The sequence below is a fragment of the Streptomyces sp. NPDC028289 genome, from assembly GCF_055565975.1.
In genome coordinates, this window is the sequence record NZ_JBVHTI010000005.1 from 696,416 (window position 1) to 719,641 (window position 23,226).

Sequence of the window (23,226 nt, forward strand, 5' to 3'; positions counted from 1 at the left end):
CTAAATCACCAAAGCAGCGCCTCGGACGTCCTGACGACACCCTCCCCCGGCTGGGCCGGCCGGGCCGATCTCCCGGTGTCGACCGAGGTGCGCCGGACCACACTCCTCCCCTTTTGCGTGTTAGCGGAGCCGATCCATGCTCACGACCCTGAACACCACCTACACCGATACGCGCGCGGCCGACCTCGCCTGGGCCCTGGGACGCGAGCCACTGCCCGCCCTGGCCACCCTCGACCTGGAACTGACCGGGGCGAAGCTGCAGTTGAGACTGCTCGGCGCGTCCCACCAGGTGCTCCTGGAGGAGGAGCGCGGCGGCTGTTCGGAGACGGTGGCGTGCATCCCGGGGTCCAGCACCCCCCTGCCGCTCGGGGTCGCCAAGCGCAACGGCGACTGGGAGTACGAGTTCGCGGCCCGCGTCGAGGTGCTGTCACCGGGCTCCTTCGCGGGCCGTGCCCAGGAGTTGCTGGCCCTCGTCTCCGAGCATCCTCACGGCCTCGCCGGGGTCTTCCCGGGCAGCCCGCACGCGTTCACGGCGATGCTGGCCCAGCGCCACGAGGGCCAGGTGCACTGGCGGACCTGGCACGCCTACCCGCAGGACGGCCAGCTGGTGGCGACCCGGACGAGGGTCGGCGTACGGGTGACGGCGTCCCGCCCCGTGGCCGGATGACATAAACCAACGGGGCGTCAAAAGGCCGCGAGTTCCACACGTGTGGGTGACGAAGCGTACCGAGCGAGTGACGTAACGTCGCAGAGTGATCGATCCGCACGCACCGGCCCCTCCCGGCGCACCGCCGTCCTGGGCCGCCCCCGCGCCGCTGCCCGTGCGGCCGGGGACGGGCCGCTTCCTGGTGCTGGCATGCGTGTTCGTCTGCGCGGCCTGCGGATTGGTGTACGAACTCGAACTCGTCGCCCTCGCCTCGTACCTGATCGGCGACTCGGTCACCCAGGCCTCCGTCGTGCTGTCCGTGATGGTCTTCGCGATGGGCGTCGGCTCACTCGCCGCGAAGCGGCTGCGCCGGCACGCGGCGGCCGGGTTCGCCGCGGTGGAGGCCGCGCTGGCGCTGGTCGGCGGCTGCAGCGCCATGGCGTTGTACGCCGTCTTCGCCTGGACCGGCGGCTGGGGCGGACTGTGGGCCGCCGGCCCGCGCTGCCTGCTGGTCGCCTTCTCCCTCGCCATCGGTCTGCTGATCGGCGCCGAGGTGCCGCTGCTGATGGAGCTCATCCAGCGCATCCGCCGCCAGGACGCGGGCGGCGCGGTGGCCGACCTGTTCGCCGCCGACTACGTGGGCGCGCTGGTCGGCGGCCTGGCCTTCCCGTTCCTCCTGCTGCCCTTCCTCGGACAGCTGACGGGCACCCTGCTCACCGGCACCGTCAACGTCGTCGCCGGGGGCGCCCTGGTCCTCGGCCTGTTCCGCCGCGACCTCTCCCGCCGGGCCCGCTGGACCCTCCTCGTCGCGGGCGTCACCGTCCTCGGCCTCCTCGCCTCCGCGGCCGTCCTCGTCGGCGACTTCGAACGGGCCGCACGGCACGCCGTCTACGGCGCCGACGTCCGGGTCGCCCTGCAGACAGACGTCCAGGAGATCGTCCTCACCGGCGGCACCCACGGCCGCCCCCTCGACCTCTTCCTGGACGGCCGGCTGCGGGTCGGCGGCCGCGACGAACGCCGGTACCACGAAGCCCTCGTCCACCCCGCGATGACCGGCCCGCACGCGCGCGTGCTGATCCTCGGCGGCGGCGACGGCATGGCCGCGCGCGAGGTGCTGCGGCACCGCGGCGTCGACCGCGTCGACATCGTCGAACTCGACGCGGGCCTGGTCCGCCTCGCCCGCCACGACCCCGCCCTCGCCGCGCTCAACGGCCACGCCTACGACGACCCGCACGTGCACGTGGTCACCGCCGACGCCTTCCACTGGCTGCGCGAGGCGCCCCGCTCCGGTCACTCCGGTCACTCCGGTCACTCCGGTCACTCCGGTCACTCCGGTTACGACGTCGTCATCGCCGACCTGCCCGATCCCGGTATCACCGCCAGCACCAAGCTGTACTCCCAGGAGTTCTACGGCCTCGTCCGCCGCGTCCTCGCCCCGGGCGGCCGCCTGGTCGTCCACGCCGGACCGGTCCAGGCCCGCCCCCGCGCGTTCTGGACGGTCGCCGCGACCCTGCGGGCGGCGGGCCTCGCCACGACGCCCTACCGGGTCCTCGGCCAGGACGCTGGCTTCACCCCGGGCCCCGACCGCTCGGCGGGCGAGTCCAGGGCCCCGCACGACTGGGGCTTCCTCCTCGCGACGGCGGGTTCCCACGGGCCGCCGTTGCGCCTCCCGGCCGACGGTCCACGGCTGCGGACGCTCACGGAAGGGGGACTGGAGCGGGACGCGCTGCAGACGCCGGCGGCCGGGCTGCCTCCGTCGACGCTTGTGCACCCGCGGTACTGAACGGACCCGGCCGGTGCGCCGGGGAGGGTGTGCCGGACGGACTCCTGGGTAGGCTCAGTCGGCATGGAGCACCAGGTGTACGTCCCGGCCCCGGCCTCGCGGCTCAGGGAGGCGCTGGCCGACCCCGCGCGGGTCGCCCGGGCGGTCCCCGGCCTCCAGCAGGACGCGGGCGCCGACCCCGGCACCGGCCGCCTCAAGGTCCGCATCGGCAGCCACTCGATCACCTACCGGGGCTCCCTGCGCGTGAGCGCCCACGACGACGGTTCCTACGCGGTCGACGGTGACGCCACCGAGGCCCGCGGCACCGGCACGGTGAAGCTGGCGCTGACGTTCCGCCTCGCGGAGACGGGCGAGGGGTGCACGGTCACGGTGACCGGTACGGCCTCCGCGGACGGGCGGGTCGCCGAGTTGTCGGCGGAGGCGGTCCAGGCGGCGGCGACGAGGCTGCTGGGCCGCTTCGCGGAGGGGCTGGGGGAGGCGGCGGCGCCTGCCGCCGAACCGCCCTCGGTCTTCGAGACGGAGGTCCCGCCCCCGTCCCTCGCACCGGAGCCGGAGCCGGTGGTGGAGCCGCTCCCCGAGATCTTCGCCGAGGCGGCGCACGCGCGCCGGACGATGATCGGCCGCAGCGCGGAGGAGGTCGACCACGCGCCGCCCCGGGGCCGCTACGCGCCGGTCCCGGCACCCCAGACGGTGGCAGGAGCCTCCGCCCTCCGCTGGGCCGCCCCGGCAGCGGCACTGGCGCTCGCATCGGCGATCGTGGTGACGAGAGCGCTGCGGCGCCGCCGTTGACGGGGCCCGGGGGTGGGGACACTCACCGGCGCCGGCAGAGTGCCGCCCGCACCCACCCGTGCCGCCCTGGGGGCACCTGGCGAAGCTGCCCGCAGATGGGTATGCAGGACGTGGCTGAACAGCGCCCTGTCAGGGGCGCTGGGGGTACCCCCAGCCGAAGGCTGGGGGAGGAACTGCGCGAGCAACCCCCACGCACCCGCAGCCGAAGCGCAAGGCGCGCCCCCCCACTACTCTCATCCCGTGAGTAACGAAGACATCACGCTGACCGCAGGCGACGCCACCCTCCGCCTGCACCCCGGCAACGGCGGCCGGATCGCCGGCCTCGAAGTCGGGTCCCTCGAACTCCTCCGCCAGGGCGACCGCTTCGGCTGCTTCCCGATGGTGCCGTGGTGCGGCCGGATCCGCGACGGCCGCTTCCTCGACGGCGCGACCGTCGTCCAGATGCCCCTCAACTCCCCGCCGCACGCCATCCACGGCACCGCCCGCGACGGTGCCTGGCGCACCGCGCGGGTCTCGGCGACCGAGGCCGTCATCACGTGCGAACTCGGCTCCCCCTGGCCGCACCCCGCCCGCGTCACCCACGTCGTACAGCTCGCCGAGGACTCGCTGACGCTGACGATGTCCGTGGAGACGTACGACGACTCCTTCCCGGCGCAGATCGGCTGGCACCCCTGGTTCAACCGGAACCTCGGCGGCCAGGACGCCCAGGTGGACTTCGCCCCCGCCTGGCAGGAGGAGCGCGGCGCGGACCACCTGCCCACCGGCAACCGCATCGACCCGAAGCCCGGCCCCTGGGACGACTGCTTCGGCATGCCCGACGGCGTCGACGTCACCCTGACCTGGCCGGGGCAGCTGCAGTTGCAGGTCACCAGCCGCGAGCAGTGGGTCGTCGTCTACGACGAGCAGGCGGAGGCCGTCTGCGTGGAGCCGCAGACCGGACCGCCCAACGGGCTGAACACGCTCCCCCGGCTCGTCACGCCCCTGGAGCCGCTGGAAGCCGCGACCACCTGGACGTGGACGCGCCTCTAAGCTGGTCGGCATGACGGACGTACGCGCTGAGCTGCTGCAACAGATCAAGGACAAGGCCGTGGTGCACGGCAGGGTGACCCTGTCGTCGGGCAAGGAGGCCGACTACTACATCGACCTTCGCCGGATCACGCTGGACGGCCAGGCCGCCCCGCTGGTCGGTCAGGTCATGCTCGACCTGACCGCCGAGCTGGACTTCGAGGCCGTCGGCGGGCTCACCCTGGGCGCCGACCCGGTGGCCACCGCGATGCTGCACGCCTCCCACGCGCGCGGAAGGACGCTGGACGCCTTCGTGGTGCGCAAGGCAGGCAAGGCGCACGGCCTGCAGCGCCGTATCGAGGGCGCGGAGGTCAAGGGCCGCCGCGTCCTCGCCGTCGAGGACACCTCCACCACCGGCGGCTCTGTGCTGACCGCCGTGGAGGCGCTGCGCGAGGCCGGCGCCGAGGTCGTCGCCGTCGCGACGATCGTGGACCGGGCGACGGGCGCGGCCGAGGCGATCGCGGAGCAGGCCGGCGTGCCGTACCTGTTCGCCTTCTCGAAGGATGAACTGGGGCTGGACTGACACCCCGGTTGACGAGTGGGATTGACCCGGATTTGACCGACGCCCGGAGCATCGGTTCATGTCTGGAAAGATGGGGACGACGATGACGTCGCCCCCAAGGTCTAGGTCAGGGCCGTAAGAAAAAAGCAGTACGCCGACCCGCACACTCAAGGAGCGGACAGATGCCCATCGCAACCCCCGAGGTCTACAACGAGATGCTCGACCGGGCGAAGGCAGGCAAGTTCGCCTACCCGGCCATCAACGTCACCTCGAGCCAGACCCTGCACGCGGCGCTGCGCGGCTTCGCGGAGGCGGAGAGCGACGGCATCGTCCAGATCTCGACCGGCGGCGCCGAGTTCCTGGGCGGTCAGTACAAGAAGGACATGGTCACCGGCTCGGTCGCGCTCGCCGAGTTCGCGCACATCGTCGCCGAGAAGTACCCGGTGAACATTGCGCTGCACACGGACCACTGCCCGAAGGACAAGCTCGACGGGTACGTACGCCCGCTGCTCGCGATCTCCGAGGAGCGGGTGAAGAACGGCCGCAACCCGCTCTTCCAGTCGCACATGTGGGACGGCTCCGCCGAGACCCTCGCCGACAACCTGGCCATCGCCCAGGAGCTCCTGGAGCAGGCCCGCCGCGCCAACATCATCCTCGAGGTCGAGATCACCCCGACCGGTGGCGAGGAGGACGGCGTCTCCCACGAGATCAACGACTCCCTCTACACCACGGTCGACGACGCGATCCGCACCGCCGAGGCCCTGGGCCTGGGCGAGAAGGGCCGCTACCTGCTCGCCGCCTCCTTCGGCAACGTGCACGGCGTGTACAAGCCGGGCAACGTCGTGCTCCGCCCCGACCTGCTGAAGGAGCTGAGCGACGGCGTGGCCGCCAAGTTCGGCAAGCAGTCGCCGTTCGACTTCGTCTTCCACGGCGGCTCCGGCTCCACCGAGCAGGAGATCCTGACCGCGCTGGAGAACGGCGTCGTGAAGATGAACCTGGACACGGACACCCAGTACGCCTTCACTCGTCCGGTCGCCGATCACATGTTCAAGAACTACGACGGCGTCCTGAAGGTCGACGGCGAGGTCGGCTCCAAGAAGACCTACGACCCGCGCACCTGGGGCAAGCTGGCCGAGGCCGGCATGGCCGCGCGCGTCGTCGAGGCCACGCAGAACCTGCGCTCGGCGGGCAACAAGATCAAGTAGTCCGTATCACGGTCCGGACCCGGCGGCTGTCTTCCTCTGTCGACAGCGCCGGGTCCGCTGTATATCTGGACCCATGCCCGACGTCCGGCTGGCCTCCTCACAGGGCAAGTGGATCCTGCTCACCACCGTCCTCGGCTCCAGCATGGCGATGCTGGACTCGACGGTCGTCAACGTCGCCCTGCCCCGCATCGGGGAGGACCTGGACGCGAGCCTGTCCGCGCTCCAGTGGACGGTCAACGCGTACATGCTGACGCTGGCCGGCCTGATCCTGCTCGGCGGCTCGCTGGGCGACCAGTACGGCCGCCGGAAGATCTTCGTGATCGGGGTCGTCTGGTTCGCGGCCGCGTCCCTGATGTGCGGCCTGGCCCCGACCGACGCCGTACTGATCGGCGCCCGCGCCCTCCAGGGCATCGGCGGCGCCCTCCTCACCCCGGGCTCCCTCGCCCTCATCCAGGCCTCCTTCCACCCCGACGACCGGGCCCGCGCGGTCGGCCTGTGGTCCGGCTTCGGCGGCATCGGCGCGGCTGTGGGGCCCTTCCTCGGCGGCTGGCTGGTGGACGGCCCGGGCTGGCGCTGGGTCTTCCTCCTCAACGTCCCGCTGGCGCTGCTCTGCGTCCCGGTCGCCCTGCGCCACGTCCCGGAGTCCTCTGGGGGCACCTCCCGCTCATGGGGGTCCCCCCGCTCGAGCGAAGCCGGGAGTGGGGGAGAAGCCGGGAGTGGGGGAGAGCGCAGCCACGGCCGTTTCGACGTCCTCGGCGCGGTCCTCGGCGCCGTCGCCCTCGGCCTGGTGACGTACGCGCTGATCGAGGCCGGGACCGTGGCCCTGCTCGCCGTGGCGGGCGTCGCGGCCGGCGTGGCCTTCGTGTACGTCGAGAAGCGCCGCCAGGACCCGATGCTCCCGCTGGACATCTTCGGCTCCCGCCAGTTCACGGCGCTCAACATCGTCACCCTGTGCGTGTACGGCGCGTTCGGCGGCTATTTCTTCCTCACCGCGCTCCAACTCCAGGTGGTGGCGGGCTACTCGGCGCTGGCCGCCGGCACGGCGCTGCTGCCGACGACCGCCCTGATGCTGCTCTTCTCGGCCCGCTCGGGTGCCCTGGCCGACCGCATCGGCCCCCGCATCCCCCTCACGGTGGGCCCGCTGCTCTGCGCCGCCGCGATGCTCCTGATGCTGCGCGTCGGCGAGCACGCGAACTACCTGACCGACGTCCTCCCGGCGGTCCTGGTGCAGGGCGTCGGCATGGTCACCCTGGTGGCCCCCCTCACCGCCTCCGTCCTCGCCTCCGTGGACACGGCCCGGGCGGGCATCGCCAGCGGCATCAACAACGCGGCGGCCCGCGCCGCCAGCCTGATCGCGGTGGCGGCGCTGCCGCTGCTCGCCGGGATGAGCCCGGAGGCGTACCGGTCGCCCTCGGCGTTCGACGCGGCGTTCGACCGGGCCATGCCCATCTGCGCCGGTGTCCTGGTGGTCGGCGCGGCCCTGGCCTTCGCCCTGGTCCGCAGGCCGGCACCGGGCTGCGTACGCCCGGAATGCCGTACCCACGGGAACGTGACGTCGCCGCCGATCGAGGCGAAGGCCCACTAGACGCTCCGCGGGAAGTGCCGCAGAGGCCGTCTGCCGACTGCGGCGCCGTCGTGGCTGGTCGCGCAGTTCCTCCCCCAGCCTTCGGCCGGGGGTACCCCCGGCGCCCCTTCAGGGCGCGGGAGTGGAGGCTACTGCCGACGGCGGAGCAGGGTGGTCCGCAGGTCGTGTTCGGTGATCTGGTCGGCGGGGCGGTGGAGGGTCCAGCGGTGCGCCTCGCCGCCGTCCATCGGCAGTACCTCGACGACGGTTTCCAGTGGTGGGCGGCCGCGTGCGTCGCACCTGAGCTGGCGGATCACGACCGCGGTGTCGTCGTCCAGACCGAGCAGGACGCGCACGGTGTCCCTCAGTTCGCGCAGCCGCGGGCTCGGCCAGGCGCTTCCCGGGCGTGGTTCCAGGCGCCCGGGAGGTGCCTCCGGTCGTCCGGCCGAGGCCAGGGCCAGCTGCCAGGCCGCGAGGAACAGCAGCGTGCCGGTCTCGGCGAGGAGGCTGAGGGCGGCCTGCGGCGCGGGCTGCAGACCGTGTTCGGTGAACCCGAACACGCCGACCGTGCGCGAGGCCGCGAAGCCGCCGAGGGCGCCGAGCGCGACGCCGGCCGCGGCGGCCCTCAGCAGCAGGGGCGGCGTCCCTGCTGCCAGCAGGACGGCGAGGGCGAAGGCCGCGCCGGCCTGGAGGAGGAACAGAGGGCCGATGACGTGGACGAAGCGGTACCCGTCGACGTACAGCAGGGCGTGGACGTAACCGCCGGCGGCGAGGGTTGCGGCAGTCGCCCACCGCAGGGCGAGGACGAGGAGTCTTCGGCCGTTCATGCCAGCCTCTGATCCTTGACGGCCAGCTCGCGGTCGCCCTGGCGGTAGCCGACGCTGCGGATGCCGAGTGCGTCCTTGAGCTGCCGGGCGGGGACGACCTGCGGGGTGGGGGCGGGGGCACGGCCCGGTTTCGGCAGGGGGTAGGCGGTGGTGGTGGCGGAGTGGAAGGTGATGTTGCCCTCGGTCTTGGTGAAGAGCTGGTGGACGTGCCCGTTGAGGCAGGTGACGGAGGAGAAGCGGCGCAGCAGGGCGATGACCTTGAGGGCGTCGTCGGTGCTCCAGCCCCACTTCGGGTACATGGCGAACAGCGGGATGTGACTGAAGACCACGACGGGGGTGTCCGAGGGCAGGCCGGCGAGGTCCTTGCGGACGAAGTCGATCTGGTCGTTGCCGAGGTGGCCGAGCTTCTCCAGGCTCAGGGTGTTGACCAGGGCGATGAAGTGCACGCCGTGGGTGTCGAAGCTGTACCAGCCGTCGCCGAGCGTGCCCGTGCCGAAGGCGCGCCGGTAGGCGCGGCCCGCGTCGCCGATGGAGTCGTGCTCGCCCGGCACGGTGAAGACCCGGTCCGTCTTCAGCCCGGACATCATCTGCTTGACCTGGTCGAACTGCCCGGCCGTGGACAGGTGGGTCAGGTCGCCGCTGTGCATGACGAAGTCGGGCCTGAATCCGAGCGAGTTGACCTGGTTGACCGCTTCGGTGAAGGAGCCGGCCACGTCCGTGTTCGCCGGGCCCTGGAACCCGATGTGGCTGTCGGAGACCTGCACGAACCGCAGCGTGCCGGTTCCCGCCGTGGTGGTGGCAGCGGCGGCCTCGGCGTCGGTGCCCCGGGAGTCGGCGATGTGGCTGATCACCTCTCCGCTCGCCACGGTCAGCACCACCGCACCGCCGAACCACCCTGCGTGCCTCATGAGTTGACGACGCGTCATGCCGTGTTCGGCAGCGGGCTCAGCGGGTTCGCGGTAGGGGTCGTAGGCGTCGTAGGCGGTCATCGGGTCACCTCCACGGTGGCGGTCATGAACGGATGGATGGTGCAGAGGTAGGCATAGGTGCCGGGTTCGGTGAACGTGTAGCTGTAGGTCCCGTGCGTGGCCAGGGCGGCGGAACGCAGCGGGCCGCCCGATCCGGTGCTGGTGACGGTGTGGGCGTCGGTGTCCTGGTTGGTCCAGGTCACCGTCGTACCCGCCTTCACCTTCAGCGTGGCCGGAGAGAAGGCGAAGTTCTGGATCGCGACGGCGTCCCCGGTCACCGGCGCGGCCTGCGTGCCCGTGGTCGAGTGACTCGCGGGCATGCTCATGCCGGGCATCGGCGAGGCGCCGGGAGAGAAGCCCGCCCCGTGCCGGCCCGGACCGGGCGTGATGGCGCCGGCTCCGGTGGACGAGGAGTGCGAGGACTGGCCGCATGCGCTGAGGAGCCCCAGCGCGCCGGCGGTGGCGAGGGTGGCGAGGGCCAGCCCGGCCGCAGTGCGCGAGCGTCGGCCCGGCGTGTGGGGGTTCGGGGGGTGGTGTGTCTCGGTCACGTCTGATCCCTTGCCGTATGGGGGTTCTTGTCCGGCTCCACGGACGGCGACGGCCATACGGTTCGGCATATATACGCTTTTCTGGGATTTCTTCACCGTGATGCGGAGCGCTACCTGTACCGCGCCCTGCGTTACAGGACAAAGAAGTACATGTGCGCGATCATCGACTTATGCCCCGGAGTTTCCGAAAGCGTGAGCAAAGGGTTGATCCGGATCGCTCCGCGCGCCGTGTATCCGGTAGAGGAACGCTTTCGACCGCGGATGAGGAGCTGCTGCGCACTCTGTACGCGGAGCACGCAGGGCCCCTGTTCCACTACGTGCTGCGACTGACCTCAGGAGACCGGCAATGGGCGGAGGACGTGGTGCAGGAGACGCTGCTGCGGGCGTGGCAGCACCCCGCCGCCTTCGAGCCCGCACGCGGCCCGGCCCGGGCGTGGCTGTGCACGGTCGCCCGGCATGTGGTCATCGACGCCCACCGGGCCCGGCAGGCCAGGCCGGCCGAGGCCGGCGGCGAGGCGCTGGAGCGGGCCGCCGAGCAGACCCCGGGCGAGGACGAGATCGAGCAGGCGCTGCAGAGCTGGGCGGTCGCCGACGCCCTCCGGGCGCTGTCCCCGGACCACCGCGCGGTGCTGCTGGAGACCTACTACCGGGGGCGGACCATGGCGGAGGCCGCACAGGTGCTGGGCATCCCGCTGGGCACCGTGAAGTCGCGGACGTACTACGCCCTGCACGCCCTGCGGCTGGCGCTCCAGGAGCGGGGGATCGAGCCGTGACCGTGATGTGCGGGAGGTGGCGACCGTGAGCGCGGAGCACGAGGCCCTCCGGCTGGCGCTGGGTGGATACGTCCTGGGCGCGCTGCCCTCGGCGGAGATGGAACGGATGCGGGTCCACCTCGCGGAGTGCGACGAGTGCCGGACCGAACACGTCCGGCTGGCGGGACTGCCCGCGCTGCTGGCGACGGTGACCGAGGCCGAGGCCGAAGCCGCGGGCCGGACGATTCCGGCGGCCGACGGCGACCTGGCCGACCGGCTGGTGGCCCAGGCGGCCGAGAGCGCGCAGGTCTCCTCGCCCGCGCCGCCGGTGGTGGCGGCACCACCACAGGCGGGTGTGCTGGAGAGCCTGCTGCAGCGGGCCGCGGTCCGGCGGCGCAGGACCTGGCGGCTGCAACTGGCCGGTGCCGCCGCCTCCCTGACGTTCATCGCGGCAGCGGTCGGCGGCACGTGGCTGGCGACGGTCGGATCCGTGACCAGTCAGGCGACGCCGCCCGGGGCGACCGCGCCGACCGCCTGGCGCACGTTCTCCGGAAGCGACCCCGCCACCGGTGTCACCGCCTCGGTGCGGGTCTACCCCTCCGCATGGGGGAGTGTCCTACAGGTCCACGCCAAGGGGGCGCCGGCCGGAATCACCTGCCGGCTCCAGGCCGTTGGGCCCGGCGGCGCCAGGGCGGACGGCGCCACCTGGCGGGCGGGCGAATACCCTCCCGGCACCACGGTCCCAGGGGCGGTCGCCATGTCCCCGGGGGACATCCAGCACTTTGAGATCCTCGCGGGCGACGGCCAGAAGCTGGTCACCATCCGGGCGTGAGGTGCTGAGACCGATGCCGGTACGGCGTACCGCCAACCAGCCCGTTCCGTAGGTGACTTGCCGTCGGCCACAACGCGACTCGCGAGAATCCCGACAAAAGGTTCGAACGGCTCGAACCATCGGGCACCTGCCATCCGTGGAACTGAATGAGCGCATCCAACGCAGGACCGGTACCCGGACCCCCGGCAGTGTCGGCGGTCTCTCCCCCCCCGTTCCGGTCTCCGCACCTCCACGGAAGAGCCAGAAGACCATGTTCGTGACCGATTCGCCCCGCCCGGGTGCACTGCCCGGCCAGCCCTGCCGCTACCAGGCGCTGCTCACCCTGCCCGCGCAGGAGGCGCACGTCTCCGCCGCCCGTCACTTCGCGGCCGATCTGCTGGAGACCTGGAGCGTGCCCGCGAGCGAGCGGGACTCCGCCGTTCTCATCGTCGACGAACTCGCCGCCAACGCCGCCCAGTACGGCCGCGAGCACATGACCCTGTCGCTCGCCCTCGACCACGGCACGCTGCACATCGTCGTCACCGACTCCGGCACGACGGTGGAGCGCCGTCGCCGCGACGCGGCCCCCGACGAACACGGCCGCGGCACCGGCATCGTCCAGTACCTCGCCCAGTCGACCGAGGTCCACCAGACCGGCGGCGGCCGCGAGGTCCGCGCCTGCCTGAGGTGTCCGGCATGACCGGCCCGGGTGCTCCGGGCGAGCCGCGGCACCGGGTCGCCGTACGACCCCGCGAGTGGGCCCTCGCGACCCACAAGCCGTGCCCCGTCGACGGCTGCCCGCGACCGGCCGGCGTTCCCGCACGGTCCGCGGCGCCTCCATCGGCCCTCGACCACGGCGAGCCCGGCGTCCCCGACGCCCCCGGCCACGACACCGCGCCGTGCCGACGCTGCGGCACCCGCCCCCGCGCCTACGCGGACGCGCCGGATCTGCGCCGCGAGATGCACCGGCTGCTCGCGCTCGGGGCCGAACGCGACGGCCGCCGGGCCGGGCCGGTCACCGGCCCCCCGGTCGACCCGACGGCCGCCGAACGGGCCTGGCTGCTGCGCAGGGCGGCCCTCATGGACCGGATGGCCCTGGGCGGCGCCCCCGGCCCGGCCGCGGCCGCCGCGGAGACCGCCGAGCGACTCGTCCGGTACGACCGCCGTCATCCCGACCTGGTGGCAGGCCCGTACCGTCCCGACACGATCACGCTCGCCCGCAGACGCCGGCTCTACGTCCGCCAGGAGTACGCCGCCTGGACGGCCGCCGGGTGCCCCGGAAGCTGAACCGCCCTGCTATCCGTGCAGCTCGGCGTACGCCTCCGCGCTGCTGTCCTTCAGGAACTGCCAGCAGCGCTCGTTCTCGTCCTTCTCGCCGATCTCACCGGCGGCGCGGGCGAGCGCGGCGAGGCAGCGCAGGAAGCCCCGGTTGGCCCGGTGCTCCCAGGGCACGGGGCCGTGCCCCTTCCACCCGGCGCGGCGCAGGGCGTCCAGCCCGCGGTGGTAGCCGGTGCGCGCGTAGGCGTACGACTCGACGACCGCGCCGCGCTCGAACGCCTCGTCGGCGAGCAGCGCCCAGGCCAGCGAGAAGGTCGGGAACTTCGCCGCCACCTCGACGGGAGCCAGCGACTCCTCACCCAGCAGGCGGTACGCCTCTTCGTTCTCCGGCAGATACGTCGGCTCCGGGCCGCCGAGCAGGTTCGTGTGCGTCGTCATGGCGCAAGTCTGCCACCGCCGACAACCTCACCCGGCGTCCCGTCGCCGCCGGACGGGCGTTCCCGACGGGCGGGCCTTGCCGTATCCGGGTTACGTTGCGGAAGATGCCGGTGGGGACCGGGGCCCCCGTGTCGGCATCGGCAGGGGCGGACCGCTACCCGGAGTACAACAGGAGACAGCGATGTCCCATGAGGCTCTCGAAACGAACGAGCCCGAGACCCCGCATCTCGACTTCGCCGGCACGACGCCGTACGAGGACTACGTCAAGGCGGACGTGCTCACCCACCTCCAGCACACCCTCTCCGACGATCCCGGAGAGATGGTCTTCCTGGTCACGACCCAGGTGATGGAGCTGTGGTTCACCGTCATCGTCCACGAGTGGGAGACGGCCGCGGCGGCGCTGCGCGGTGACGACATCCCCACCGTGATCGCCGCGCTGAAGCGTTCCACCCGCGAGCTGGAGGCGCTGAACGCCTCCTGGAAGCCGCTCGGCCAGCTCACCCCGGCGCAGTTCAACTCCTACCGCTCCGCCCTCGGCGAGGGCTCCGGCTTCCAGTCGGCGATGTACCGGCGGATGGAGTTCCTGCTCGGCGAGAAGTCCGCGTCCATGCTCGTCCCGCACCGCGGCGCCCCGCGTGTGCACGCGGAACTGGAGAAGGCGCTGCACGAGCCGAGTCTGTACGACGAGGTGGTGCGGCTGCTGGGGCGGCGGGGGTATCCGATCCCGGAGGCGGTACTGGTGGAACGTGACATATCACTGCCCTATGCACCTTCCCCCGCCGTCGAGGCCGCCTGGACCGCCGTCTACTCCGGCGCCGAGGACGCCGACCTCGCCCGCCTGGGTGAGGCGCTGACCGACGTGGCCGAGCTCGTCTGGCGCTGGCGCAACGACCACCTGGTCGCCACCCGCCGCGCGATGGGCGCCAAGGCCGGCACCGGCGGCTCGGCCGGGGTCGCCTGGCTGGAGAAGCGCGCCCGCAAGAACGTGTTCCCGGAGCTGTGGACGGCGAGGTCCCATGTCTGAGCGGGCCCTGAGGGCGGAGAAGCTGGACGCCGAGGACGAGCTGGCCGGGGTGCGCGCGCGTTTCGTCCTGGACACGGTGTCCGATCATGCGGCTGACGCCGCGGGCGTCTACCTGGACGGCAATTCGCTGGGCGCCCTGCCCGCGCACGTCCCCGGCCGCGTCGAGGACGTCGTCCGGCGACAGTGGGGCGAGCTGCGGATCCGGTCCTGGGACGAGAGCGGCTGGTGGACGGCGCCGGAGCGGATCGGCGACCGGATCGCCCCGCTGGTCGGCGCGGCGGCCGGCCAGATCGTGGTCGGCGACTCGACGAGTGTCAACGTCTTCAAGGCACTTGTGGGCGCGGTACGGCTGGCGGGGAAGGGCCGCGACGAGATCCTGGTCGACGCGACGACCTTCCCCACGGACGGCTACATCGCCGAGTCGGCGGCCCGGCTGACGGGCTGCACCCTGCGCCCGCTCACCCCCGCCGAGGTCCCGGCGGCGGTCGGCGACCGTACCGCCGCGGTACTGCTCAACCACGTCGACTACCGCACCGGGCGCCTCCACGACCTGCCCTCCCTCACCGCCGCGATCCACGCGGCCGGGGCCGTGTCCGTCTGGGACCTGTGCCACAGCGCGGGCGCGCTGCCGGTGGGCCTCGACGAGCACGGCGTCGACCTGGCCGTCGGCTGCACCTACAAGTACCTGAACGGCGGCCCGGGCTCCCCGGCGTACCTGTATGTACGAAGGGAGGTGCAGGACCGCTTCGACTCGCCGCTTCCCGGCTGGACCTCGCACGCCGAGCCCTTCGGGATGCGCCCGGCGTACGAACCGGCGGCGGGGGCGGTACGCGGTCGCGTCGGCACCCCGGACATCCTCTCCATGCTCGCGCTGGAGGCGGCGCTGGAGGTGTGGGAGGGGGTGCCGGTGGCGGCCGTACGGGCCAAGTCCCTTGCACTGACGGACTTCTTCCTGGAGTGCGTCGAGGCGTACGTCCCGGCGGGCCGCGTCGAGTGCGTGACCCCACTGGCCCACGAGGAGCGCGGCAGCCAGATCGCGCTGCGCTGTCCCGACGCCGAAGACGTGATGAAACGGCTGATCGAGCGGGGCGTGGTCGGCGACTTCCGGCACCCCGACGTGCTCCGCTTCGGCTTCACCCCGCTGTACGTCGGCTTCGCGGACACGGAGCGGGCGGCTCGGGTGCTGGCGGAGGTGCTGGGGGAGGCGTCGGGAACGGCCGTCGCCTAGCGACATGGCGACATAGTCATCCCCGGCCAGGGACCGGGACGGTACAGAACCGAGCAATCCTCACCGTGCGTGACATCCGCGTGTCCCCGCACGTCACGGGCCTGATACCGTCCCGGCCAACGGCCGACATCCCCCCTGGTCCGCCAACATCATTACGCCGCTGAGAGGTTGGAGCATGCCGGACGACGACGCAGCAGCCCGGGCCGCCGCCGAGGAGGAGTCGGCCTTCTCGCACCCGCACGTCGCGCCCGACGCCACGGCCGCCTACGGCGACCATCCCGACCAGGTGATCGACTTCTACGCCCCGCGCACCGAGGAGCCGCTGGCCCCGCTGGTGGTGGTCCTGCACGGGGGCGCGTGGCGTGCGCCGTACGACCGCGGCCACATCACCCCGTTCGCCGACTACCTGGCCCGGCGCGGTTTCGCGGTGGCCAACGTCGAGTACCGGCGCGGCGCGACGCTCCCCGCGCAGGGCGGCACGGCCCCGGTGGCGGGCCGCTGGCCGGACACCTTCGACGACGTGGCGGCGGCACTGGACGCCCTGCCGGCCCTGGTCCGCGAGGCGGTACCGCGGGCGGACCTGCGCCGTACGGTCCTCACCGGCCACTCGGCGGGCGGCCACCTGGCGCTGTGGGCGGCGGCACGGCACGTCCTCCCGGCGGACGCCGCGTGGCGCACCTCCGGCCCGGCGCCGCTGCGGGGTGTGGTGGCCCTGGCCCCGATCGCGGACTTCGCGATGGCCGAGAAGCTGGACGTCTGCGGCAACGCGGCCCTGCAACTCCTCGGCGGCGACGAGAAGTTCGCCGACCGTCAGCCGTACGCGGACCCCGCGCTCCTGCTCCCGACCGGCATCGCGACCACCCTGGTCCAGGGCCGCACGGACGTGGTCGTCCCGCAGGCGGTCGCCGAGTCCTACGCGGACGCGGCGGCCAAGGCGGGCGAGGTGGTGGGCCTGACGCTCCTGGAGGAGGTCGGCCACTTCCCCCTCATCGACCCGGCGGCGGACGCCTGCGCGGTGGTGGCGGAGGAGATCGCCCAACTGGCCTGGTGAGAGTGCGTCCCTGAGGTTTCCCCCACATACCCGTAGTACCTGAGAGCTACCTCCCAGGTGAGCTCCCGGGCGGGACGCGAACGACACGGTCCGTTCCGTAATTTCCCGATCAGAGCAGCCCGGTGGCCGGGCGACTGAACGGGGGGGCCGACCATGACGGCGGTGACGGGGGAGCGGCAGAGGCCGGGGCGGGGGCACCGGCGCGGGCACCGGCGCGGGCACTGGCGGGGGAGGCTGCGCCGCACCCTGCTCGCCACCCTCCTCACGGTCGCCGTGGTCCTCCCCCTCTCCGCGGCCGTCCGGCCCCGGATCCCCGCCCCGCCGCCCGCCGCGCTCCCCGCCCGCCTCACTCCGGCGGGCCTCGCCACCGCCTACGACGCCAACCGTGAGAACGCCGCCGAGGCCGCCCGTATGGCCGCCGCCCACGGCGACCCCTCCCGCGCCGCCGCCGACCGCGTCCTCGCCTCCCCCGCCCGGCACCTGCTCCGCTTCGACGCCCGAGGCGACGGCCAGGTCACCGAGGTCCTCGGTGACCTGCCGCACGCGACGCACGTCGCCGTCCTGGTCCCCGGCTCGGACACCACCCTCGACACCTTCGCCCGCTTCCACGCGGCCGCCGAGTCCCTGTACCGGCGCCTGGCCCGCGAGGCACCCGCCGGCACCCGCACCGCGGTCGTCGCCTGGCTCGGCTACCGGGCCCCGGCCACGATCAGCACCACGGTCCTCACCACGGCGCGGGCCGGCCAAGCGGCCCCGCACCTGCGCGCGTTCCTCCGCGAACTGCGCACCCTCACCGCTCCCGAGCCGGCGGCCGTGGCCCTCCTGTGCCACTCCTACGGCACGGTGGTCTGCGCCCGCGCCGCCCCCGGCCTCACCGGCCTCGGCGTCACCGACATCGCCCTGGTCGGCAGCCCCGGCACCGGCGCCGACTCGGCCGCGGCCCTGCGCACCTCCGCCCGCGTCTGGGCGGCCCGGGGAGCGGACGACTGGATAGCCGAGGTCCCGCACGTCAGCGCCGACCTCTTCGGCACGACCGTCGGCTTCGGCACCGACCCCGTCTCCCCGGCCTTCGGCGCCCGCGTCTTCGCGGCGGGCCCCGGCGGCCACAGCGACTACTTCACCCCGGGCTCGGCCTCCCTGGCCAACCTCACCTGGATCGTCCTCGGCGAGACAACGGAGGTCACCCGTGCGTAAGCCGCCGACACCCCGCCTCCCCGACCGCATACGAGACCGCGTACGCCACCTCGCCCACCGCATCGACATCGCCACCCCACCCGGCCGGGACCGCTCCGTGGACGCCCTGCGCGCGTTCGCCGTGCTCGGTGTGGTCCTGGGCCACTGGCTGGTCACGGCGCTGGTGGCGGACGGCGGCGAGCTGCACACCAGCAGCCCCCTCCAGCACCTGCCGTGGCTTGCTCCGGTCTCCTGGCTCTTCCAGACCCTCGCCGTGTTCTTCCTGGTCGGCGGCCACGTCGCCACGCGCAGCCACGCCACGGCCCAGGCTCAGGGCACCCCCTACCACCGCTGGCTGACGTCCCGTCTGTCCAGGCTCTTCAAGCCGGTCGCCGCGCTCCTCACCCTCTGGACGATCGCGACCACCGCCCTGCTCCTGTCCGGCACCGACCTCACCACCGTCCGCACGCTCGCCAAACTGGCCCTGTCCCCGCTCTGGTTCCTGCTGGTGTTCGCGGCGCTGACGGCGGCGACTCCGCTCGTCGCCCGGCTCAACCCCCTGTGGCCGCTGGCCGTCGTCCTCCATGTGGACCTTCTCCGCTTCGGCCTCGGCGCCCCGCCCGCCGTCGGCTGGGTGAACCTGGCGGCCGGCTGGCTGGTGCCGTACTCCCTGGGCGCCGCCTGGACCCGCGGCGAACTGGACCGTCCGCGCGCCGGCTGGGTCCTGCTCGTCGGCGGTACGGCGGCGACGGCCGGCCTCGTCGCGTGGGCGCACTACCCGGCGTCGATGGTCGGCGTCCCCGGCGCCGCCGTCTCCAACCTCGACCCGCCCACCCTGGCCGCCGTCACCTTCGGCCTGGCCCAGTGCGGCCTGGCCCTGCTGCTGCGCGAGCGGTTGCGTCACGCGATGCGCCGCCCCCTCGCCTGGGCGGCGGTGGCCTTCGTGAACCTGTCCGCGATGACGATCTTCCTCTGGCACCAGACGGCCATGATGGCGACCACGGCCGTCGGCCTGCTGTCCGGCCCCCTCCCCGGACTCCACACACCCCCCGACCACCTCGGCTGGGTCGCGGCCCGCCTGCTCTGGCTCCCGGCCTTCGCCCTGGCCCTCGGTCTGTGCTGGGCGGCGTTCCACGTGTACGAGCGCGGCCGCCCCCGGACCCGCTCGCGCCTCGTCCGGGCCCACCCCGCCTCCGATCGGGCGACCCCGACGGGAGCCCGTCATGTCTAGGCTGATCGCCGTGACGGAGACGGGGACCCGGCGGCCGGAGTGGATCGGGATCGGGCGCGTGCTGCGCTGGCTGCGGATACTCCGCGACGACCTGTGCACCGTCCGACCGGACCCGCTGCCCCCTTCCGTGTGGTTGCGCTGGCTGCCGCACGGCGTGCTGTGTGTGGCGGCGATCGGCATCACGATCGGTGGCGTGGCGCAGTTCCAGCACAACGGGCATCTGGGTGCCGGTCTCGCCTCGCTGCTGGGGTTCGCCGCGGGCGGCGCCGTGCTCCTCGCGATGTGGCGGCCCGTCCTGGCCTGGTGGCTGTCGACAGGGTCCATGCTGGTGGCCGCTCTCACGCTGCACGGCAGGCTGGGCACGACACCGGTGGTCCTGTTCACGTGGCCCTGGACCGTGGCCGGGATGATCGCACAGCTGCTGGTCCTGCTGCTGCTCGCACTGCGGGTCCGGGTGCGGGTGACGGTCGAGGCGCTGGCCGTGACCGTGCTGGTCACCTGGCTCCTCGACGGCGTCTGGGGTGCGCCGCCGCACCAGTCCACCTCGGTGGTGACCGTCGTCCTGTCCGTGATCGTCGTGGCGCTCGGCACGGCGCTGCGCGGCCGCCGCGAGGCGCGCGCGGAGCTCGGGCGGCAGGCCTCGCTCACCGAGGAGGAGCGGTCCCGGCGCACCCTGCTGGAGGAGCGCAGCCGGATCGCGCGCGAGCTGCACGACGTGGTCGCCCACCACATGTCGGTCATCTCCATCCAGGCGCAGGTCGCCCCGCACCTGGTGGAGAACCCGCCGGACGAGCTGCGCGAGAACCTCGAAGGCATCCGGCACAACGCGCTGGAGGCGCTGGCCGAACTGCGCCGGGTGCTGGGCGTCCTGCGCTCGGAGAGCCCCGACGAGGACGCGCCCGAGGACCCCGGCACCGGCCCGCACAGCCCGCAGCCCACCCTGGACCGGCTGGACGCGCTGGTCGAGAACACCAGGGCGGCCGGTCTGACCGTCACCACCCGGATCACCGGCGAGCGGCGCCCGATGCAGTCGGGCGTGGAGCTGTCGGCGTACCGGATCGTGCAGGAGGCGCTGAGCAACGTGCTGCGGCACGCGCCCGGGGCGAGCGCCCATGTCGAGATCGAGTACATGGCCTACGGACTCCTGCTGTCCGTCGCGAACTCCCGGCCGACCCGGCCCGCGCCGCCGTCGCCGGGCGCCGGGCACGGACTGCTCGGCATGCGGGAGCGGGCCGTGATGCTTGGCGGGTCGCTGACGGCGGGCCCCCGGGAGGGCGGCGGCTACCGGATCTTCGCGGAGCTCCCGGCCACCGCTCCCGGCGCCGGACTGGTACCCGGCCGCACCGCGGGACCCACCGCGGAATCCACCACGGGTACCATCCGTGCCCTCGACCCGAAGGACGACCGCGCATGACGAGCAGCACCGGCAGCCCCATCCGGGTGGTCATCGCCGACGACCAGCAGATGGTCCGGCAGGGCTTCACCGTGCTGCTGAACGCCCAGCCCGGCATCGAGGTGGTCGGCCAGGCGGTGGACGGTCTGGACGCGGTGGCCAAGGTCGCCGAACTCGCTCCGGACGTCGTCCTCATGGACATCCGCATGCCCGAACTGGGCGGCATCGAGGCCACCCGCCGGATCGTCGGCGAACGCCCGCACATCAAGGTGCTGGTGCTCACCACCTTCGACCTGGACGAGTACGTGTACGAGGCGTTGCGCTCCGGCGCGTCCGGGTTCCTGCTCAAGGACGCGTCCGCGGACAAACTTGCGGAGGCGGTGCGGGTGGTGGCGGCCGGCGACGCGCTGCTGGCGCCCGGCATCACCCGGCGGCTGATCACCCAGTTCTCCCAGCTGGACGGGGGCGGGGTACGCGCCCCGCTGAAGGCGCGGGTCGCCGATCTGACCGAGCGCGAGACGGAGGTCCTCACGCTGATCGCGCAGGGCCTGTCGAACGCGGAGATCGCCGAGCGGCTGGTCGTCGCCGAGCAGACCGTGAAGACGCACGTGGGCCGCATCCTGGTGAAGCTGGGGCTCAGGGACCGCACCCAGGCGGCGGTCTTCGCGTACGAGTCCGGGCTGGTACGGCCCTCCGGTTACTGACCGGCCTCCGGCTGCTCCTCGCCGTACCCGTAGTACCTGAGAGGGACGCCCGAGAACCCGCCTCACTGGTGACGACGGCTACCCCCGCCTCCGCCTACGGTCGTGTACGTGACCGAGACGACCCCTTCGCAGCCGATGCCGCCACAGCCGCCGGACGGCGCGTTCGAACCGTACAAGCCACGCAGCCCGGAGGTCCGGGCGGTGCTGGACGCCCTGGGCAGGTTGCGGCAGGACCTGTTCAAGGACGCCTTCGCCTACCGGCCGTTGCCGCCGCTGAGCACCGAGCGGACGTTCGCCCGCCGGCTGCCCGGCCCGCTGCGCGAGTACGCGCAATGGACCACGCATCTGGCGGTGGCCGCGGCCGGCGTGCTGGCGCTGCTGGTGTCCCTCGTGGACCGGCAGTCGCTGGGGCCCGCCATGGCCCTGCTGTCCGGGCTGCTCGTCCTGGCGCCGGTGCTGCTCACGCTGGCGCGTCCGGTCGCCGCCTTCTGGCTGTCCCTCGTCGTGACCTGGATCGGCGCCGTGCTGTCCAACGCGTGGGACGAATGGCCGTGGCAGCCGGCCAACTTCCTCTCCCACCTGGTGGTGCTCACGGTCGTCGCGATCCGTACCCGTCCACGCACGGCGGCCTGGATGTGGGCGATCACCGCGTTCTACGGTTTCGTGTGCGTCTCGGCCCTGGGCGGGGGCCACTACGACAACGACGTCGGCTCGATGCTGGTCGTCTCCGCGATAGTCCTGCTGGCCGTCACCGTCCGGCAGATCCGCAGGGAGGCCGAGCAGACGGTGACCGCGCAGCAGACGCAGACGGCACACGAGCGTTCCCGGCGCACGCTCCTCGAAGAGCGCACCACGATCGCCCGCGAACTGCACGACGTGGTCGCCCACCACATGTCCGTCGTCGCCATCCAGGCGGAAGCCGCCCCCTACCGGGTGGAGAACCCGCCGCCGGAGCTGGAGAAGGCGTTCGTCACGATCCGGGAGAACGCGGTGGCGGCCCTCACCGAACTGCGCCGGGTGCTGGGCGTGGTCCGCGCCGAGGACTACGAGGTGCCGGACGCCCCGCAGCCCACCCTCGCCGACCTGGACGCGCTGCTCGACAACGTGCGGGAGGCGGGACTGGCCGTCGACAAGGGCGTGACCGGCGCGGTGCGTGAACTCCCGCAGGGCGTGGAGCTGTCGGCGTACCGGATCGTCCAGGAGGCGCTGAGCAACACCCTGCGCCATGCGCCGGGAGCGGGCGCACGCGTCGAGATCGGCTATGTCATCGGAGGCCTGGGCCTGCGCATAGTCAACGGGCCGCCGCCGCAGCCCGCCCTCGTCAAACCGTCCCCGGGCGCCGGCCACGGCATCACCGGCATGCGGGAGCGGGTCTCCATGCTGAACGGCGAGATGACGGCGGCCCCGACGTCCGAGGGAGGCTACGAGGTGACGGTCTTCCTCCCCGTCGCCACCACCCGTGAAGGTGACGCATGACCGACCGCACCATCCGTGTACTGATCGCCGACGACCAGATGATGGTGCGCGAGGGCTTCTCGGTCCTGCTGAACGCGATGCCGGACATCGAGGTCGTAGGCGAGGCGGTCAACGGCCGCGAGGCGGTGGCCAAGGTCGCCGAACTCACCCCGGACGTAGTCCTGATGGACATCCGCATGCCCGAGCTGAACGGCATCGAGGCGACCCGCGAGATCGTCGCCGCCGACACCACGGCCAAGGTCCTCGTCCTGACCACCTTCGACCTCGACGAGTACGTCTACCAGGCCCTGCGCGCCGGAGCCTCCGGCTTCCTCCTCAAGGACGCCTCGGCCCGCCAACTGGCCGAAGGCGTGCGGGTGGTGGCGTCGGGCGAGGCCCTCCTCGCCCCCTCGGTCACCAAACGCCTGATCACCGAGTTCTCCAAACTCTCCGATCCCCCGCGCCTGATGCCCGCGGCCCACGCCGCCTACGGCGACCTCACCGACCGCGAGACCGAGGTCCTGGTCCTCATCGCCCAGGGCCTGTCCAACGCGGAGATGGCCGAGCGACTGGTGGTGGCCGAGTCGACCGTGAAGACACACGTCAGCCGGATCCTGGTGAAGCTGGGCCTCAGGGACCGTACCCAGGCGGCGGTGTTCGCCTACGAGGCACGGCTGGTGACGCCGGGCTAGCACATGCCATGCGCACAGTCGTTGTTGCGATTCGATCGCGGGCGGTACAGGTGTGGACACGGAGTGCTCAAGTTGTGTTTGAATGGTGAAGAAATCGGC

24 protein-coding genes are annotated in these 23,226 nt (G+C 72.8%); 20 read left to right on the forward strand and 4 right to left on the reverse strand.

Going from position 1 to position 23,226, the window contains the following annotated elements:
• The first annotated feature begins 136 nt into the window (after nt 1–136).
• From ACZ4UV_RS27960 to ACZ4UV_RS27990, 7 genes are all read left to right on the forward strand, one after another.
• Nucleotides 137–667, forward strand: coding sequence for a DUF2617 family protein (locus tag ACZ4UV_RS27960; protein ID WP_451022145.1), 531 nt, complete (start codon nt 137–139; stop codon nt 665–667).
• A gap of 85 nt (nt 668–752) precedes the next feature.
• The gene (locus ACZ4UV_RS27965; RefSeq protein ID WP_467841517.1) at nt 753–2,429 is read left to right on the forward strand and encodes a polyamine aminopropyltransferase; all 1,677 of its coding nucleotides are present in this window, start codon (nt 753–755) and stop codon (nt 2,427–2,429) included.
• A gap of 63 nt (nt 2,430–2,492) precedes the next feature.
• A complete protein-coding gene (locus ACZ4UV_RS27970) occupies nt 2,493–3,218 on the forward strand; it encodes an SRPBCC family protein (protein WP_390048648.1) in 726 nt (241 codons plus the stop codon).
• Between the two features lie 240 nt (nt 3,219–3,458).
• A complete protein-coding gene (locus ACZ4UV_RS27975; RefSeq protein WP_467841521.1) occupies nt 3,459–4,247 on the forward strand; it encodes an aldose epimerase family protein in 789 nt (262 codons plus the stop codon).
• 10 nt (nt 4,248–4,257) lie between these two features.
• Nucleotides 4,258–4,806 (forward strand): orotate phosphoribosyltransferase, encoded by a 549-nt coding sequence (gene pyrE, locus ACZ4UV_RS27980; protein ID WP_450897790.1) that lies wholly within the window; start codon nt 4,258–4,260, stop codon nt 4,804–4,806.
• A gap of 161 nt (nt 4,807–4,967) precedes the next feature.
• Nucleotides 4,968–5,990, forward strand: coding sequence for a class II fructose-bisphosphate aldolase (fbaA, locus tag ACZ4UV_RS27985; protein ID WP_352364163.1), 1,023 nt, complete (start codon nt 4,968–4,970; stop codon nt 5,988–5,990).
• 73 nt (nt 5,991–6,063) lie between these two features.
• Complete coding sequence (locus tag ACZ4UV_RS27990; protein WP_467841525.1) at nt 6,064–7,575, forward strand: MFS transporter; 1,512 nt, start codon at nt 6,064–6,066, stop codon at nt 7,573–7,575.
• A gap of 128 nt (nt 7,576–7,703) precedes the next feature.
• Here ACZ4UV_RS27990 and ACZ4UV_RS27995 read toward each other — a convergent pair whose 3' ends face one another.
• Genes ACZ4UV_RS27995 through ACZ4UV_RS28005 form a run of 3 tightly spaced genes read right to left on the reverse strand, consistent with a single transcriptional unit; the run spans nt 7,704 to nt 9,897 of the window.
• Nucleotides 7,704–8,381 (reverse strand): hypothetical protein, encoded by a 678-nt coding sequence (locus ACZ4UV_RS27995; RefSeq protein ID WP_467841528.1) that lies wholly within the window; start codon nt 8,379–8,381, stop codon nt 7,704–7,706.
• Nucleotides 8,378–9,370, reverse strand: coding sequence for a metallophosphoesterase family protein (locus tag ACZ4UV_RS28000; protein WP_451020440.1), 993 nt, complete (start codon nt 9,368–9,370; stop codon nt 8,378–8,380). The genes ACZ4UV_RS27995 and ACZ4UV_RS28000 overlap by 4 nt, the downstream gene beginning before the upstream one ends.
• Nucleotides 9,367–9,897 carry a cupredoxin domain-containing protein gene (locus ACZ4UV_RS28005; protein WP_467841531.1) on the reverse strand — a complete coding sequence of 177 codons (531 nt, stop codon included), beginning with the start codon at nt 9,895–9,897 and terminating at the stop codon, nt 9,367–9,369. The genes ACZ4UV_RS28000 and ACZ4UV_RS28005 overlap by 4 nt, the downstream gene beginning before the upstream one ends.
• A gap of 170 nt (nt 9,898–10,067) precedes the next feature.
• Here ACZ4UV_RS28005 and ACZ4UV_RS28010 point away from each other — a divergent pair, with 170 nt between their 5' ends.
• The 4 genes from ACZ4UV_RS28010 to ACZ4UV_RS28025 all read left to right on the forward strand — a co-directional run bounded on the left by ACZ4UV_RS28010 (nt 10,068) and on the right by ACZ4UV_RS28025 (nt 12,747).
• The gene (locus tag ACZ4UV_RS28010) at nt 10,068–10,670 is read left to right on the forward strand and encodes a sigma-70 family RNA polymerase sigma factor (RefSeq protein WP_467841534.1); all 603 of its coding nucleotides are present in this window, start codon (nt 10,068–10,070) and stop codon (nt 10,668–10,670) included.
• A 25-nt stretch (nt 10,671–10,695) separates the two neighbouring features.
• Entirely contained in the window at nt 10,696–11,481 is a 786-nt protein-coding gene (locus ACZ4UV_RS28015) for a zf-HC2 domain-containing protein (RefSeq protein ID WP_390048632.1), read from the forward strand.
• A gap of 250 nt (nt 11,482–11,731) precedes the next feature.
• Nucleotides 11,732–12,160, forward strand: a complete 429-nt coding sequence (locus tag ACZ4UV_RS28020) for an ATP-binding protein (RefSeq protein ID WP_390048630.1) — start codon at nt 11,732–11,734, stop codon at nt 12,158–12,160.
• A complete protein-coding gene (locus ACZ4UV_RS28025; protein WP_451020443.1) occupies nt 12,157–12,747 on the forward strand; it encodes a hypothetical protein in 591 nt (196 codons plus the stop codon). The genes ACZ4UV_RS28020 and ACZ4UV_RS28025 overlap by 4 nt, the downstream gene beginning before the upstream one ends.
• A gap of 9 nt (nt 12,748–12,756) precedes the next feature.
• Here ACZ4UV_RS28025 and ACZ4UV_RS28030 read toward each other — a convergent pair whose 3' ends face one another.
• A complete protein-coding gene (locus ACZ4UV_RS28030; protein ID WP_294005701.1) occupies nt 12,757–13,176 on the reverse strand; it encodes a DUF3151 domain-containing protein in 420 nt (139 codons plus the stop codon).
• Nucleotides 13,177–13,357: 181 nt separating this feature from the next.
• Here ACZ4UV_RS28030 and ACZ4UV_RS28035 point away from each other — a divergent pair, with 181 nt between their 5' ends.
• From ACZ4UV_RS28035 to ACZ4UV_RS28075, 9 genes are all read left to right on the forward strand, one after another.
• On the forward strand, nt 13,358–14,200 hold the full coding sequence (locus ACZ4UV_RS28035; RefSeq protein ID WP_467841539.1) for a tryptophan 2,3-dioxygenase family protein: 843 nt from the start codon (nt 13,358–13,360) through the stop codon (nt 14,198–14,200).
• Nucleotides 14,193–15,428, forward strand: coding sequence for a kynureninase (gene kynU / locus ACZ4UV_RS28040; RefSeq protein WP_467841542.1), 1,236 nt, complete (start codon nt 14,193–14,195; stop codon nt 15,426–15,428). The genes ACZ4UV_RS28035 and kynU overlap by 8 nt, the downstream gene beginning before the upstream one ends.
• A 175-nt stretch (nt 15,429–15,603) precedes the next feature.
• Entirely contained in the window at nt 15,604–16,479 is an 876-nt protein-coding gene (locus ACZ4UV_RS28045) for an alpha/beta hydrolase (RefSeq protein WP_390048623.1), read from the forward strand.
• A gap of 153 nt (nt 16,480–16,632) precedes the next feature.
• Nucleotides 16,633–17,673: an alpha/beta hydrolase gene (locus ACZ4UV_RS28050; RefSeq protein WP_467841545.1), complete on the forward strand. Its 1,041-nt coding sequence runs from the start codon at nt 16,633–16,635 to the stop codon at nt 17,671–17,673.
• Nucleotides 17,674–17,701: 28 nt separating this feature from the next.
• Nucleotides 17,702–18,883 carry an acyltransferase family protein gene (locus ACZ4UV_RS28055; protein ID WP_467841801.1) on the forward strand — a complete coding sequence of 394 codons (1,182 nt, stop codon included), beginning with the start codon at nt 17,702–17,704 and terminating at the stop codon, nt 18,881–18,883.
• Nucleotides 18,876–20,297 (forward strand): sensor histidine kinase, encoded by a 1,422-nt coding sequence (locus ACZ4UV_RS28060; protein WP_451020447.1) that lies wholly within the window; start codon nt 18,876–18,878, stop codon nt 20,295–20,297. The genes ACZ4UV_RS28055 and ACZ4UV_RS28060 overlap by 8 nt, the downstream gene beginning before the upstream one ends.
• Nucleotides 20,294–20,980 (forward strand): response regulator, encoded by a 687-nt coding sequence (locus tag ACZ4UV_RS28065; protein ID WP_451020448.1) that lies wholly within the window; start codon nt 20,294–20,296, stop codon nt 20,978–20,980. The genes ACZ4UV_RS28060 and ACZ4UV_RS28065 overlap by 4 nt, the downstream gene beginning before the upstream one ends.
• Nucleotides 20,981–21,088: 108 nt before the next feature.
• On the forward strand, nt 21,089–22,456 hold the full coding sequence (locus ACZ4UV_RS28070; protein WP_451020449.1) for a sensor histidine kinase: 1,368 nt from the start codon (nt 21,089–21,091) through the stop codon (nt 22,454–22,456).
• The gene (locus ACZ4UV_RS28075; RefSeq protein ID WP_351487012.1) at nt 22,453–23,127 is read left to right on the forward strand and encodes a response regulator transcription factor; all 675 of its coding nucleotides are present in this window, start codon (nt 22,453–22,455) and stop codon (nt 23,125–23,127) included. The genes ACZ4UV_RS28070 and ACZ4UV_RS28075 overlap by 4 nt, the downstream gene beginning before the upstream one ends.
• Nucleotides 23,128–23,226: the final 99 nt, after the last annotated feature.